Below are 14580 nucleotides of genomic sequence, written 5' to 3' on the forward strand. Positions count from 1 at the left end.
CAGGCCCCAGAGCCTGTCGGTTCTGGGTACCCCTCCCACCCCATGCAGGAGGTGGGAGGGGACCCGAAATGTTCGCTACCGGTTAGCTACCGTCTAGCGGCCTGCCTGGTTAGCGACCTTCTCGGTGTAGCGGTAGATGAACGCCGCCATTGCGTCGCGGGCAATGGGGGTCACCGGGCGGTAGGTGCCGTCCGGCCAGCCGGTGCTGATGCCCTTCGAAGCCAGCCACGTGATTTCACGGTAGAACTGGTTATCGGTAGACACATCGCTGAAGTGGCTGGTCGTGGGCAGATCCACGTGCGGGGAACCCGCTGCACGGTAGAAGAACGCAGCCATGGCGTCACGGTTCACCGGTGCGGAGGGGCGGAACGTGCCGTCCGAGTAGCCGGTGGTGATGCCCTGAGCCTTCATCCACTCAATCTCCTTGTAGAAGGGGTGCGTGGTGGGCACATCCTTGAAGCTCGGAGTGGAGGGGGCAGTGAACTGCGGGGAACCCTGCATGCGGTAGAAGAACGCCGCCATTGCGCCACGTTCCACGGACTCCAGCGGGCGGTAGGTGCCGTCCGGGTAGCCGGTGGTGATGCTGCGCTGAGCCAACCAAGAAATCTCAGTGTAGAACTGGTCGCCGCGCTTCACATCGGTGAAGCGGGACGGAGTAATGTACTCGGTCTGCTGCTCCTTGATGCTCAGTACCTCGGCGCGGTTACCCTTGGCGCCGTTGGTGCCGGAGAGGTCGCCGGTGCCGTTGTGCAGGTGCAGCAGCAGCGCCTTGGCGGGTGCGCCGGATTCACCGAGCGCGGGGATTGCGTCAGCGGAGCGGTGCGCCGTCAAGGTGGTGCTGGAGGCATCCGGGAAGAGGCCAGCCACGGCGGAGGAGTCGCCGCTGAACCACAGCTTGGGGCTGAAGGGGCGGTACTTGATCCAGCCGGTTTCGCTGACGTTACCCCACTCGTACTGGGTGGTTGCGCTGACTCGGTACTGGATGTCCGGGTTGTTTGCGCTGGTCAGGCCCAGGTCCTTGAGGGGTGCGCTCATGATGAGGGTGTTGGTGTCCATCATGTTGGTGTCCACATCACCCCAGGCACCGTTGAGCGGGTAGTAGCCAAGCTCGACGAGGTTGCCGTTCTTGTAGCCGTAGAGGCGAACCAGCGGGTAGTCCAGGCCCTTAGCGCGGTCGGTGACCAGCTTGTAGTCGGCGCGGTTGTTGCCGTCAGTGTCGATTTCTACGGTGAAGGTGTTCTCGTAGGAGACAACATCCCAGTTCGCCCAGGTGGAGATACCGAAGCGCAGGGTGCCGTCATCAGCGTTGCCGCCGGCTGCCTTCAGCGCGGGTGCATCCGAGGAAGCACCGACGTACTGCAGGTTCGCCTTAACGTTGCTGTTCAGCGACAGGGAGGTGGGAGCCACACGGTCCACGCTCGCACCGTACTCGAAGGCGCCGAGCAGGGAGCGGTAGCCGCCCTGGTTGACCTCGGTGCCGCGCAGCGAGATCTGGGACTTGGTCCAGCCGGTGTTTGCCTTCTGAGCCTCGTCGCTGGAGGGCTTCTGGGTGAAGGTGACGTTGTCTTCGGCAGCGTGCATGGTGCTCACGGGCTTGGGTGCCACGTGAACGGGCAGGCGCAGTGCCTTGGTGCCGTCCTCGGTGAGGACGAGGCGACCGGAGGCGCTCGCAATGTACTGACGGTACTGTGCGGGAACGGTTTCGTTGCCGGTGTAGTAGTCAGTTGCGTTCTGGGTTACGTCCATTGCCGCGTCGCGGGTCTTCTCCAGCTTAGACGGGTCGATGCGCACGCTCAGTTCGAACTTCTTGGTCTCACCGGGTGCGAGGGTGACCGAAGAGGGGAAGGAATATTCCACACCGGGAATATTAGTGCTTTCAGCGTAGGACAGGGCGTAGGTGTGTGCTACGGAGTCGGTGTTCTCGACCGTCACCTCGCGGGTGAGGGTCTGAACGCCAGCATCCGGTGCGTACTCGAGCACACCGAAGCTCAGAGACACGGTGCCGCTCTTGTCAGCGTTGTAGACGAGGGACTTCGACTGCACGGCAGCGAGGGTGTCGACTCGTCCGGCGCCCACACGGTCCACCGCGTATGCGGCACCGGATTCGGTGCGCACATCGTGGGTTGCGGTGTTCATGAGGGCGGACTTGACCTGTGCGGGGGTGTAGCTCGGGTGGCTCTGCATGACCAGGGCCGCGGAGCCGGTCACGTAGGGCGCCGCCATGGAGGTGCCGCTGAAGGTCACGGAGTTGTTACCGGTCGCTACCGCCGCGGAGGTGATGTACGAGCCGGGTGCCGCAATGTCGGGCTTGGTGTAGCCGTAGCTACCGTGGAAGCCGCGGGCACTCATGGGGTTCAGCTGATCCAGCTTGCCGGTGTCCACGCGCAGGGAGGACTTCAGCTCGTTGCCGAGGCGCACGGTCAGGGGCTTACCTGCCGCTTCTGCCGCGGTGATCTGTGCACGCAGGTCCTTAGCGGCGGATGCTGCCAGGCGGAAACCGGGCAGGGTATCGTTACCGGCGATGCCCAGGCCGGGCTCCTCGTCGTGGCCTGCAAGCAGTACGCCCTTGGCGCCTGCCGCCTCCAGGTTGTCGAAGCGCACCTTGGAGCCGCAGGCGAGTTCACCGTCATCTTTAGCCCAGTCGATGAGCACCCACTTGCCCTTTACAGCTGCCGCTTCGTCGGCGCTGAGGGCGTTGCAGGCGTAGCGGTTGTTCTCGGAGATTGCGGTGAGTTCACCGGTGAACTCCTTGCTGCCCGCCTGTGCCCAGGGGTAGGAGACGCTGTAGTCGCCGCGTACCTTGCGGGTGGTGCCGGTGGCGGGGTCGGTCAGCTCGGCCGCATCCACGGCGCGGGTGGAGCCGTAGGCGTTCGCCACGGTAATTGCGCTGGAGGCGGTGGCGGGGTGACCGGAGTTGGAGTAGGTGTCGCCACGCAGGCTGTAGTCGTTGGCGTTACCCGCGGAGATCACGGAGAGCACGCCGGCGCGGGTGAGCGCGTCAACGGCGTAGGCTTCGGGGTCGTCCTGCGGGGAGAACTCGCCGCCGAGGGACATGTTGACCACGTTCACGCGGTCGGAGAAGTCGCCGTCGCCGTTGGGGTCGAGGGCACGGTCGAGCGCCTCAATAACGACGTTGGTGCTGCCGCTGCAACCAAAGACGCGGAAGGCGTAGATTTCAGCGTCGGGGGCGACGCCGGGGCCGATCTTCATAGTCTTGAGCTGCTCTGCGGTGAGCTTGCTGTAGTCGCCGGTGAAGGTGGTGCCGTCGGCGTTCACGCCGTAGCCTGCCGCGGTGCCCGCCACGTGGGTGCCGTGGCCGCCGGTGGTGCAGTCGAGCGGGTTGCCGTCGGGGGTTGCGGTGTTGGTGCCGTCGTAGGCGTCACCAACGAGGTCGTAGCCGCCAGCAACCTTGGTGCGGTTGATGAGCCCGGAGTCTGCGGAGGGCAGCTCGGTGAGCTTGGATGCCTTCTCGTAGTCTTCGAGCTTGCCGCTACCGCCGAAGTCGGTGTGGGTGTAGTCGATACCGGAGTCGATGACGGCGATCTTCACGCCCTTGCCGGTGTATCCGCCCGCGCCGGCGGGGTTGGTGGTGCCGGTCCAGGTGGCGAGGGAGCCTGCGTCAATGGCGGCGCCCGCGTTCTGGCGGTACTTGGGCAGGATGGGCGAGATTTTCTCCACATCGGGGCGGTTGGCGAGTGCCTTGATGGACTCGGCGTCACCGCGCACTGCCACGCCGCGTACTGCGTTGTGGGTGGTGTAGAGGACCTGCGCGCCGGACTGGCTGCTGACCTGCTGTGCCTGGCTTTGCACCTGGGAGGCGATTGCCTGCACCTGCGAGCTGGTGTTGACGGGTGCCTGCGTGCCGGCGCGTACGCCTGCGGGCTGGGTCTGTTCAAAGGCGCCCTTACCCTTGAATCGGACGAAGGCGGTGACGGTGCCGCTGGCGTTCTTCATGCTTTCGCTGAGTACTTGCTTGACGGCGTCGGGGTCTTCTGCGGCGTGGGCGGTGGTGCCCAGTGCTGCGAGGGGGCTCAGCGCCATGCTGAGGGTGAGTAGCCCGCTGCCGATTCGGCGTCGATGCGACCGGCCGCGGGGGTTTGGGGAGGCGGTGTGTGTCACGGTGCTCCTTTGCTTGGCTCCCGGGGTGTTTCTGGGAGGCTTGTGGTGTTGTTCTGGTGGGTTCTAGTTGAACTTGAACACACTAGATGTGAACTAGGATACACCTCAAAAGGGCTTGTGAAGCGTTTATTACCCCTAAATGAATCAAATTATGGACATGTTCGCCCCTTTTCTTTTTCATGCTTTTTATTTGCACTCGGGTTCAGGTTCTTTTCAGGTTCGGTTGTTACTGTAAAACCATCTATTGAACATCTATCAAAAATGCTGGGATATGGAGGGCCGGACCATGGTCAAGCGACGCGTTTCTGGTGACGATTCCGTTCTGCTGATGTCGCCCCAGGTTGTTTACGGCCGCCCCGGCCCCCGGTTGGAACGCATCCTTAGGGGAGAGGTGCAGGGCATCCTCACCGACTACAGCTCATCCGCCTGGCAGATTGGCGAGGTGGTCGGCTACGCCCCCGTGGAGAAGCCACCCGAAACCTTGGACGTGAAGAGCCTCTTCACAGACTGGAGCGGCTTCACCTGGTATGTACTGGGGCCGCTGCTTCGGATGGTGTTCTGGGTGGTCTTTTTTCTCGTGCTGATGAGTCCGGTACTTTTCAGCCTGGGTTTCAGGGGAGTGGACGAGGAAACGGCGATGATTTTCTTTGCCTTGTTGATTCCGCTCTTTTATTTCCCTCCGCTGATTTTGCTTGTGGGCTTTATCGGCCTCGTCGCAGAAATCTGGTTGCTGCTCCTCTGCGTAGGAAAGTTTCTAAATGCTGTTGGGGATGCTGTCGAATCGACGCGCCTGCTCATTAGGCAGCACAAGGTTCAGCAGGATTTTCAGTTCCGGCTGGTGTACGAATGCACCCCGCTTGACGGTAGCTCAGCTGAGGCATTGCTGCACCGCATCCTTGAGTCGCACCCTGAGGAGGAATCATGACCGCCGATAAGAATCAGCCCGCTTCCCCTGGTCAGCGTGTTTTGAAGATTGCACCGCAGGTGTATTACGGCTACCCCAACCCGCAGCTGATGCACATCCACGCGGATGACGTTCAAGAGACTCTCCCCGAGGAAGAATTGCCGGAGGAGCACGGCGGTGAACTGGTCGGGTACAGCCCCGTGTCGGTTCCTTACCGTAAGCCGAGTTCAGAGAGAGCTGGGAAGGAGGCGCTGGCGTACCTGGCGTTGGCTATCGTGGCGGATCCATTCGTCTATATCCTGGGAGGTCCTATCCTGGGCGAAGAAACCCTGGTATCTCTTTTTGGGGCAGGCGTAGGATTTTCGATGCTGAGCTTCGGCATTCTTCCGTTGGTGCTGTTCCTCTTCTCCCTGTGGGCTGTTATCAACTTCTTCGCTGTGATGGTGAAATCCACCGGTAAGCGCGAGACCGAGGAAAGAATCAAGTTCCGGTTGGTGTACGAGTACACCTCCTCCTCTGAAGGAAGCCAGGAGGGCGACGATTCACTTCGTTATGGTGATATCGACCAACCGGTGATGGACCCTGGCCCCCCGCCCACTTCGTTCCAGAAGCAGAAGGCATGGCTTCTGTTCTTGGGAGTTTCCGTGCTGAACCCCTATATTGCGGCGGCGATTCTCTCTGTCACCGCTCTGTTCGGGCGGGGAGAACTCGTCGCAGGTCTCTTTATGGCGGTGAATCAGGTGAGCGCAGGGCTCATGGGGATTCCCGGCATTATCTGGTTTGTGGTGTGGATTATGAGTATTGCGCGGCTTGCCGAAGCGAATGAGGCTTAAGCAGACTAGCCACTGGCTCAAAGAACAGCTGCGGGATTGAGCCCCCACGCACCGAACACACAATGTAGACAACACAACAGACACATAACAGCAGACAAGCATTGGAGGAGGTCACCGTGGCGGAGCATAGCGAAGCACCGAAAAACCCTCAGAACCCAACCGAGAAGAGCGGTAGTGAGTATCAGCCGCTGTGGGATATGGAGCAGCCCGCCCCCGATTACTCGGCTTTGCTGCTTCACGGAACACCCGTTCCCGCACCAACCGGGGAGATTCCCGAGCCAGTGAGGGAGGTTCTGGAAATACAGAAGGCTCGTTCTGCATCCGCCCCTGCTGACTCCGCGGTTCCTGCAGCACCTGATTCTGCGGTGCCAGCTCTGGCGGTTTCTGCTCCTGCGCCGTCTGTGCCGGCGGCGAATTTTTTCCCTTCGGCGGAGGGGTACCCGGTGCTGAATCGACCGCTGTATGGCCGCCCGGGCCCCACGATGCGCCGAATGTCCCCCATGGGCACGGATACTGGCGCATCTGCAAACCAGCAGGTGCCAAGTGTGTTTCCTACCTGGCAGGAGGGGAAAGTAGTGGGTACACCGCGACCCATCGGGTATATCTCAGCGACCCCACTTGCGGGCAAGGTGCGTGTATCAGACTTATGGTGGAAAGCCTGGCCTGAGTTCATAGTGCTCTTCTTCGTGGGTGTGGTGTTTAATCCCCTGACTTATCTTCTGCTGGCTACCGTTACAGAGGACCCTCGCTTCGGCGGGTTTGTTTACTATTTCTTCCTGATATTTTCTCTGGCAACGTTTGGTCTTCCCCTGTTCTTGTGGGCTGGTGCGCTGATTTTTGCGCTGATCCGAGTGAGCCGAAAGTACCGAGCGCTGAAATGGAAGGCCATGCCTCTCGGGTCGTTCTGGTTCTACCTGGTGTATGACCGCCTGCCTAGGGATGCCGAGGAGATGCAGGGAATCCTGGGCGCGGCGTCTTCGATGTCTTCCGTGGCGCCAGCCCCTCAGCCGCTGAGTGCCCAGAGCCCTACCTCAAGCCCTGTTCCAAACTCAGCGGATGCATCGTAGTCGACTTCCCGTGAGCCCCTGGACTCCGGTAGCGCTGAACCCCCGGCAGTGTTAACACGTGCGTGTTGGCGCTTGTCGGGGGATTTTTCTCAGCTTTTATCGGGCAGGTTTCAAGGGACTGCCCAGCGCACGCTGGTACGGTGGTGCCGCTAGGAGTATGTCTGGTAAGCGAAGGAGACGACCATGGCAGACCGACTCACTGAAAAGAAGGAAGCTGCAAAGAAGGACGAGGCGTACCAGCCCCTCTGGGACACCGACCAGTCCATCCCGGAATACATGGCGCTACTCATGGGCGAGCAGACGCAGAAAAATGAAGACGTTGAGCTGCACGAAGCCTCCGACAGCGAAGACTCCGACGGTAGCAACGAACCGGAAGACACCTCAGAAGACACCCCGGAAGATACTCACGAATCTCGCAAGGACGACGAGGCGAACCACCCGGTAGCGCTCGCCTCCACTGAACAGGCTCAGCAAGAGCAGGCTCAGGCAACGCACGCCTACGGCGAGTACGTTCGGCTGGAACACCTCGGTCTGCAACCGGGCGCTATTCTGCCGGTCATCCCGGAGCCTTTCTTCGGCATCCCCGACTCGGAACTTATCGAAATGCGCCTGCTGGACCGCTCGCTTGAATCCTCCGCGCCCATGCAGGCGTGCGCTACCCACCTGAACCCGGTCAAGATTGAGGAGAACCCCACTTCACGAGCAGCCGAGCTGCAACCGGTGGGCTACGTCCCCATCAATAATCCGTTGGCTGGCTCCAACATTGAAGAGATCGAAAGTCAGCGCACCTTCTGGAAGACCGTGCTTATTGTCCTACTGATACTGAACCCGTTTGTGCTGGTTCCTTTGGTGAGTATGTTCGATAGTAGCGCCGGCATGTCGATGCTGCTCTTCTTCATCACTATCGGTCTCGGCTCATTTTTTGTGGTGCCAATCCTGTGGATTGTAGGTATTGTTCAGGCGGTGAAGCATAAGAACCGGCTGAGGGAACTCATCCAGAAAACAAAGACGACACATGCCGAATTCTGGTACTACCTGGTGTACAACCGTCTGCCGGACGACTACACGGGCATCAACGGATACACGAAGAAACAGGGTTTTTTCGATGAGTATGAGGCGCTGAAAAGGCAGGAACGCGCAAAGCTACGCGAGTCTGCAGCACAGCATGAGCCTGCAGCACAGCATGAGCCTGCAGCACAGCATGAGCCTGCAGCACAGCATGAGCCTGCAGCGCAGCGCGAGCCTGCCGCGCTACATAAGCCCGCCGCGCATCCTGGCTCACCCGGTGTAGAGAAACAGGACTAACCTCGGCCAATCCACACCGTATAACGCCATGCCCCTCCACGCACGTAACACCGTGTGGAGGGGCAGGGCGTCTTTTTCTTGTCATATTCGGGTTTCTTCGCCTGTTATCCGGCGAGGGTTAATATTCCATTTACCTTGCCTTGATAGGGTGAAACCATCACGAGCGCTGCGACCTGGCAGAGCGAGGCGGGCACCCGCCGAAAACGGCAAGTTAGCCTGCCGTCGCGCCTCAATGATTAGCCGCACCTCAACAATTAGCTGTATCCACTCATCGATAGATTAAGGAAAAGAACGATGTCCCAGAACCCGAACCCTGAACAGTACAACCAGTACTCCCAGCAGGCACCCTCCTACTCGCAGGCGCCGGGTCAGCAGCCCAACGGTTACGTAGTCTCCTCCAAGGACGACCAGAACATGGCGATGCTCGCGCACCTGGCTTCTGCAATTCTGTCTCTGCTGTCCTTCGCATCCGCAAGTATTCTCGCGCCGCTGGTCATGTGGTTCATCTACAAGGACAAGCCCGGTTACTCCTTCACTAAGGAAGCATCCCGCCGCGCGTTCAACTTCAACTTCTCCCTGTGGGTCATCAGCATGGCTTCCTGGCTGCTGATTATTCTGACCTTCGGCATCCTGGGCATCATCCTGTGGGTCGTCCCGATGGTTGTGGCTATCCTGATGGTTATCTTCCACAGCCTGGCTGCTCTGGCCGCAAACCGCGGTGAGCAGTACACCTACCCGATGACCTTCATCGAGATCATCAAGTAGTCTTCATAAGCTCATACCGGTAGCGCCCCCGTCCAAATATCGGATGGGGGCGTTGCCGTGCCCGGTGAGGCTCATTAGCACTGTACCCGGCACGCCTACCGCCCCGTCACACGGGACTTAAAGGGGCGGGCACGGTATCATTAGAAGAGGTGTGCCTACCCGGGTCATGAGGCGGTAGGTCGCCGCCGCGCCGTGAAATCCGGTGCGTATCTTCAAAGCTTTCAAGGAGCACAAAAATGTCAGCTGTCGTGATTGTGGGCGCCCAGTGGGGCGATGAGGGTAAGGGTAAGGCAACCGACCTGCTCGGCCCCCGCGTAGACTACGTGGTCAAGCCCAACGGCGGTAACAACGCCGGTCACACCGTGGTGGTGAACGGCCAGAAGTTTGAGCTGAAGCTGCTGCCCGCGGGTATTCTGAGCGATAACGCCGTCCCCGTGATTGGTAACGGCGTGGTTGTTAACCCCGAGGCTCTTTTCGCTGAGATTGACGGCCTTGAGGCCCGCGGCGCTGACACCTCCCGCCTGAAGATTTCCGCTAACGCACACCTGGTTGCACCCTACCACCAGACCATGGACAAGGTGACCGAGCGTTTCCTCGGCAAGCGTGCTATCGGCACCACCGGCCGCGGTATCGGCCCGACCTACATGGATAAGGTTGGCCGCCTCGGCATCCGTGTTCAGGACATCCTGGACGAGTCGATCCTGCGTCAGAAGGTTGAAGGCGCACTGCGCCAGAAGAACGAACTGCTGGTGAAGGTCTACAACCGCCGCCACGTTGAGGTTGACGAGATCGTCGAGTACTTCATGTCTTACGCCGAGCGTCTGAAGCCGATGATTGTGGACACCACCCAGCTGCTGAACAAGGCACTGGACGAGGGTAAGACCCTGCTGATGGAGGGCGGCCAGGCAACCTTCCTGGACGTTGACCACGGCACCTACCCGTTCGTGACCTCCTCCAACCCGACCTCCGGCGGCGCGTGCGTCGGTTCGGGTGTGGGCCCGACCCGCATCTCCCGTGTGATTGGTATTCAGAAGGCGTACACCACCCGCGTGGGTGCTGGCCCCTTCCCGACCGAGCTGTTCGATGAGATGGGCGAGTTCCTGCGCACCACCGGCGGCGAGTTCGGCGTGAACACTGGCCGTCCGCGTCGTTGCGGCTGGTACGACGCCGTGCTGGCGCGTCAGGCTGTGCGCATCAACGGTTTCACCGACCTGTTCATCACCAAGCTGGACGTTCTGACCGGCCTGGATAAGATCCCGGTCTGCGTGGCTTACGATGTTGACGGTGTGCGCCACGACGAGATGCCGATGACTCAGACCGAGTTCCACCACGCTAAGCCGATTTTCGAGTACTACGACGGCTGGACCGAGAACATTTCGGATGCGAAGAGCCTGGATGAGCTGCCCGAGAACGCCCGCAAGTACGTGCTGAAGCTGGAAGAGATTTCTGGTTGCCGTATCTCCGCGATTGGTGTGGGCCCGGACCGCGACCAGACCATTGTGGTTCGCGACCTCATCAACGAAGACTAAAAACTGACGAGAAGGACCCCTGGTGAGGCTTTGAATGCCTCATCGGGGGTCCTTTTAGCTGCGATAATTTGTAACATACTGTCTTATTTAGGGCACTATTTTGAATTAGTGTCATTCTGACGTTGATAAATGCTTATAGTAATGAGTAGACTTTTCTGTAGTCAGGGTTAAATAATTATCTAATATGAGGTTTATCTTTAAATGAATAAATCCAAAAACCATAAATATGGATAAAATTTATTTCGCGTGAGTGATAAGATTAAATCATCCAAGATATACCGCATCGGTATACAGGATTTAAGTGCTAATGCGTCATAAAATACTTATGCGCTGGATGCATTTAATATTCTCACTCAACACGATTGGAGACAGCGATGTCTGCATTATCGCGCCGCTCAATGATTGCTGGCGCCGCATTGTCAGTTCCGTTTGCCTCAGCAATGGTATATGCTGATGCGCATGCTGATGAAGTTCAAGGTGGAATTACTCCGCAAAATCACACGAAAAACTACATTAATCTCCTGAGTAATCCGCAGGTGAAAGCTGATGGGTCTCAAGATTGTACTCAGGCCATTAATGATGCAGTAAGGACTTTGGCTTCAGCTGGAGGTGGAGCTCTAGAAATTCCTGCTGGAAAGTACAGGGTCAGTGCTCCTTTTATTCAGCTACTTGACCGGGTTGAAATCTTTGGGCATGGTAAGGCCACACAGATTATTGCTCATCCTGGCGGTGACCTAGTGCAGAAGGACGAAGACGAAGCGGAGTGTGTTGGTGTTTTCCACGTTGGATCTTACCTTGTTGCTGGACCGGAAAAGCCAAAGCCAGGTGATAAGGGGGCCAATCAGTGGTTCTCTGAGGCCCCTATGCGTTTTGGGGTTCGTGATTTAGTTATTCGTACGAATGCTGATAATGTCCGTCTAAATCGGGATGACCCTTATAGTCGGGCTCGGCACACTCCCATTATGAAGGGTGTGGCGGGAGTTATTTTGCATACGTACTATGCAAATAAAAACTATCGGCCTGAGCCTGAAGCAGTTGCAACACTAGAGAACCTTGAAATCTGGGATACAGATATGGGAGTTGCTATTTTGGGTCTCCATGACCGTGCGATGAAGGTCCATGACATTCGCGTGCGTATGACATGGAGGCAGGGATTCCTTGTGGGTAAACCTATTGGTCATAAGGCAATTAATGTGGATGGTATCGGTGCAGCTGATAATAAGTTCAGTATGTTGGATGTATCCGATGCCAACAAGTGTGGCAGGAATTATGCCGGCATTGAGGTCTACGCTTCGCAGTGTAAGTTTTCACAGTCAACGAGTTGGTATAACCACCGGTATTCGTCTGGAGAATCGCTGTATCAGTCGCGCCAGGAGGGGAAGCCACATTACGCATATGCAGGTAAGGCTGGTGCAGGCTGGTATGTTGCGGCAAGTCGTAATATGTTTATCGGATGCACTGCTCAAGAAAATGGGGGTCATGGCTGGGTAAGTGATTTTGAGCGTAATATCTTTGATGGTTGCATTGGCGAATCGTCCAGCTACTTCGATACAGTTCATGGTCAAGCTCAAAATAATCAAGCAGCCAATTGGTACATTAGCAATTGGTCGCATGAATGTAAGTTCATCGCTCCACGTTCCGATAATCCTCATAAGGTAGGTGATGGTGCTGTAAAAGCGGAGAAAGATGTACGTGCTGCACGGTGGGGCTTCTACTTTGAGCAAAATTGTAGGGATATTGTGGTAGTTGGTGGTGATGCCTACGATGAGCATCGTAAGAAGCATCCAGATAATTACTCATGGAAAGTTCACTTTGGCCCGTGGCGTGCAGGGTATATGGATGTCACGATTAATAACTTTGTTATGCGGTATGGAATGTATGACATTGAAGAAGAATCCAAGAAAAACCGGAAATATTTTGACAAAAATTCTAATTACAGTCGCGGTATTTATGAATCTAATTCTGTGGAATTTTAAATAAAAATTTGGGGCTCTATATCAATATCAGTATTGATATAGAGCCCCAAAATATTCTATAAGATTCCCATCAAATCCAATCTGTAGAGGGTATATAGAATATCTGAAAAAGTAACTTCATCATTATCGATATACCCACAGCTCATGTTTGGTGAACCATACCAGCTACGTGCCTTGTGCATGTCGCTATTTTCTTTAACGCAATGTGCGTATTCTTCGGGGATGGGGGTAAGGTTGACCGTCGGCTTACCGTGCATTCGATAAAGGAAAATGAGCGCAGTATCAATGTATGCGGTGGCGTCGTAATGGAACTTTCCGTCTCCCCATCCGCTGCTGATACCTTCACGAGTAGCCCAGATAGCAATAGGGTAGTGCGGGTCATTGACCGAGATATCGCTGTACGGTGAAGTAGCAGGAAGGTCCTTAACCACGGGCCTGCCCTTCACATGGTACAGAAACTCAAGAAGCTGCCCACGAGTCATCGCAGGCTGGGGAGCATTCTTATTCTTCTGAAGATAAAGACGGCGGCCGTGAGTAATAAGTCCAGTGCACTCCGCCCAAGCGATCACCTTATCCTGATAATCACCCGGGGTATTGTACTCAGACTCATTAATGCAGGTGACTTCCAGTTCATCACCCGGAAAAGGAGAAAAAGTCTTAGGGTGTAATTGCGCCGCAGAAGCAGGCGCCACCGCAGACAACAAGAGAGAGGCAGCGGCAAAAGTACACGCCGCCCCCTTCACAAACGGTTTCAACAGCATCGTTGACTCCTCAAAAGAAAATAGTGGTTGGTTCTAAGACAATCACAGTCTTATTAACTAGAAGTTTAGACTTTATTAGTTCTCAAGGGAAGGTTGAAACTCTATAACCCCCAGATATCTTAAAAAGAAAATCCAAGACTCACCACAACACCCCAGCCTCCAGCGCCTCCGAACCTGCACATGTGACCGGACGGGGCGTGTGCCGTATGCTGGAAAGAGTGCCCACACACGAGGCGCCAAAGCGTTCAGAGGAGGACAACGATGACCTACATTACCGGAGCCATCTACCCCAGCGGCGACCGCATCCGCATAGGCGCACCCGAAGAAGAAACCCTCAACGCCTACCAGCAGCCCAACACCGCCGTAGCCCTCGGATACGCCAACCCCGATATCCACGAACTACACGCCCTGCAAGAAACCTTCAACCTGCACGAACTCGCCATCGAAGACGCCGGACGAGGCCACCAGCGCGCCAAACTAGAACGATACGGCGACTCCCTCTTCACCGTCATCCGCCCCGCCATCTACCTCGACAAAGAAGAAGAAGTGCGCCTCAGCGAACTGCACCTCTTCACCGGCCCCCGCTACACCCTCGCACTCGTTCGCGACGAACAACGCAGCAACCAGCGCATCAACGACCAGTTCAACCTGCTCTACGCCACCCCCGATGCATCCCCCGCCCGACTGCTGCACCGCATCCTCGACAGCACCGTCGACGGGTACACACCCGTGCTCGATGGCCTCGAAAACGACAGCGACGAAATCGAAGACATTCTCTTCTCCCACAGCGAGCGGAGAGACGCCAACTCCCTCGCACAGCGCATCTACGAACTGCTCAACCAGGTTATCGACTTCCAGCGTGCCTGCCGACCCCTCGAATCTATGATTGGCCGCATCATCGAAGGGATGCGCACCGGCGCGCTCGACCCCTCACCCTACCCGGGCGTATCCGACGAAGAAAAGAACGAAGAAGCGGTCGAGCTCGCCCGGCAATTCCGCAACGTGCTCGACCACGTAACCCAAACAAAAGAACGCCTCGAAGACCTTCGCAGCTCCCTCGAAAACGCCCTGCGCGTGCACGACACCCTGCTCGGTCAGCAGCAGAACGACGACACCAAGAAAATCTCCGCCTACGCGGCGCTGCTCATGGTGCCCACCATCGTTGGCTCCGTGTACGGCATGAACTTTGAGGTCATGCCTGAACTCAAATGGGAGTTCGGTTACCCCGCTGCGCTGCTACTCATGGTGGGCTCCTGTCTGCTCCTCTACTGGTTCTTCAAAAAGAACAAATGGCTCTGATATGCGCGTATGCCGCATAAGG

Annotated in this window: 10 protein-coding genes; 8 read left to right on the top strand and 2 right to left on the bottom strand. The window is 57.3% G+C overall.

Annotated elements, in window-relative coordinates; all coding sequences use genetic code 11:
• Positions 1–93: 93 nt before the first annotated feature.
• The gene (locus RQ593_RS07975) at positions 94–4041 is read right to left on the bottom strand and encodes a S8 family serine peptidase (RefSeq protein WP_397545903.1); all 3948 of its coding nucleotides are present in this window, start codon (positions 4039–4041) and stop codon (positions 94–96) included.
• 364 nt (positions 4042–4405) lie between these two features.
• On the opposite strand from RQ593_RS07975, the gene RQ593_RS07980 reads away from it, so the two are divergent.
• The 7 genes from RQ593_RS07980 to RQ593_RS08010 all read left to right on the top strand — a co-directional run bounded on the left by RQ593_RS07980 (position 4406) and on the right by RQ593_RS08010 (position 12498).
• Positions 4406–5044 (top strand): hypothetical protein, encoded by a 639-nt coding sequence (locus RQ593_RS07980; RefSeq protein WP_311450272.1) that lies wholly within the window; start codon positions 4406–4408, stop codon positions 5042–5044.
• Positions 5041–5856 carry a type VI secretion protein gene (locus RQ593_RS07985; RefSeq protein WP_311450273.1) on the top strand — a complete coding sequence of 272 codons (816 nt, stop codon included), beginning with the start codon at positions 5041–5043 and terminating at the stop codon, positions 5854–5856. Before RQ593_RS07980 ends, RQ593_RS07985 begins: the two co-directional genes overlap by 4 nt.
• A 116-nt stretch (positions 5857–5972) precedes the next feature.
• Entirely contained in the window at positions 5973–6923 is a 951-nt protein-coding gene (locus tag RQ593_RS07990; RefSeq protein ID WP_070687189.1) for a hypothetical protein, read from the top strand.
• Positions 6924–7106: 183 nt separating this feature from the next.
• Positions 7107–8228 (top strand): pyruvate ferredoxin oxidoreductase, encoded by a 1122-nt coding sequence (locus RQ593_RS07995; RefSeq protein ID WP_311450274.1) that lies wholly within the window; start codon positions 7107–7109, stop codon positions 8226–8228.
• 294 nt (positions 8229–8522) lie between these two features.
• The gene (locus RQ593_RS08000) at positions 8523–8993 is read left to right on the top strand and encodes a DUF4870 domain-containing protein (RefSeq protein WP_012904287.1); all 471 of its coding nucleotides are present in this window, start codon (positions 8523–8525) and stop codon (positions 8991–8993) included.
• A gap of 236 nt (positions 8994–9229) precedes the next feature.
• Complete coding sequence (locus RQ593_RS08005) at positions 9230–10522, top strand: adenylosuccinate synthase (RefSeq protein ID WP_012904286.1); 1293 nt, start codon at positions 9230–9232, stop codon at positions 10520–10522.
• Between the two features lie 374 nt (positions 10523–10896).
• The gene (locus tag RQ593_RS08010; RefSeq protein WP_080973386.1) at positions 10897–12498 is read left to right on the top strand and encodes a glycosyl hydrolase family 28-related protein; all 1602 of its coding nucleotides are present in this window, start codon (positions 10897–10899) and stop codon (positions 12496–12498) included.
• A 56-nt stretch (positions 12499–12554) separates the two neighbouring features.
• Here RQ593_RS08010 and RQ593_RS08015 read toward each other — a convergent pair whose 3' ends face one another.
• Complete coding sequence (locus RQ593_RS08015) at positions 12555–13259, bottom strand: S-layer homology domain-containing protein (RefSeq protein ID WP_070675301.1); 705 nt, start codon at positions 13257–13259, stop codon at positions 12555–12557.
• A 261-nt stretch (positions 13260–13520) separates the two neighbouring features.
• Here RQ593_RS08015 and RQ593_RS08020 point away from each other — a divergent pair, with 261 nt between their 5' ends.
• Entirely contained in the window at positions 13521–14558 is a 1038-nt protein-coding gene (locus RQ593_RS08020) for a magnesium and cobalt transport protein CorA (RefSeq protein ID WP_311450275.1), read from the top strand.
• Positions 14559–14580 lie beyond the last annotated feature (22 nt).

Source organism: uncultured Rothia sp. (genome assembly GCF_963507905.1).
Taxonomy (GTDB): domain Bacteria; phylum Actinomycetota; class Actinomycetes; order Actinomycetales; family Micrococcaceae; genus Rothia.

What these genes read in the sequence shown, in the direction of transcription:
- RQ593_RS07980 (WP_311450272.1), top strand. Translation starts at nt 4,406, where the DNA reads ATGGTCAAGCGACGCGTTTCTGGTGACGATTCCGTTCTGCTGATGTCG.
- RQ593_RS08010 (WP_080973386.1), top strand. Translation starts at nt 10,897, where the DNA reads ATGTCTGCATTATCGCGCCGCTCAATGATTGCTGGCGCCGCATTGTCA.
- RQ593_RS07975 (WP_397545903.1), bottom strand. Translation starts at nt 4,041, where the DNA reads ATGGCGCTGAGCCCCCTCGCAGCACTGGGCACCACCGCCCACGCCGCA.
- RQ593_RS08005 (WP_012904286.1), top strand. Translation starts at nt 9,230, where the DNA reads ATGTCAGCTGTCGTGATTGTGGGCGCCCAGTGGGGCGATGAGGGTAAG.
- RQ593_RS08015 (WP_070675301.1), bottom strand. Translation starts at nt 13,259, where the DNA reads ATGCTGTTGAAACCGTTTGTGAAGGGGGCGGCGTGTACTTTTGCCGCT.
- RQ593_RS08000 (WP_012904287.1), top strand. Translation starts at nt 8,523, where the DNA reads ATGTCCCAGAACCCGAACCCTGAACAGTACAACCAGTACTCCCAGCAG.
- RQ593_RS08020 (WP_311450275.1), top strand. Translation starts at nt 13,521, where the DNA reads ATGACCTACATTACCGGAGCCATCTACCCCAGCGGCGACCGCATCCGC.
- RQ593_RS07995 (WP_311450274.1), top strand. Translation starts at nt 7,107, where the DNA reads ATGGCAGACCGACTCACTGAAAAGAAGGAAGCTGCAAAGAAGGACGAG.
- RQ593_RS07985 (WP_311450273.1), top strand. Translation starts at nt 5,041, where the DNA reads ATGACCGCCGATAAGAATCAGCCCGCTTCCCCTGGTCAGCGTGTTTTG.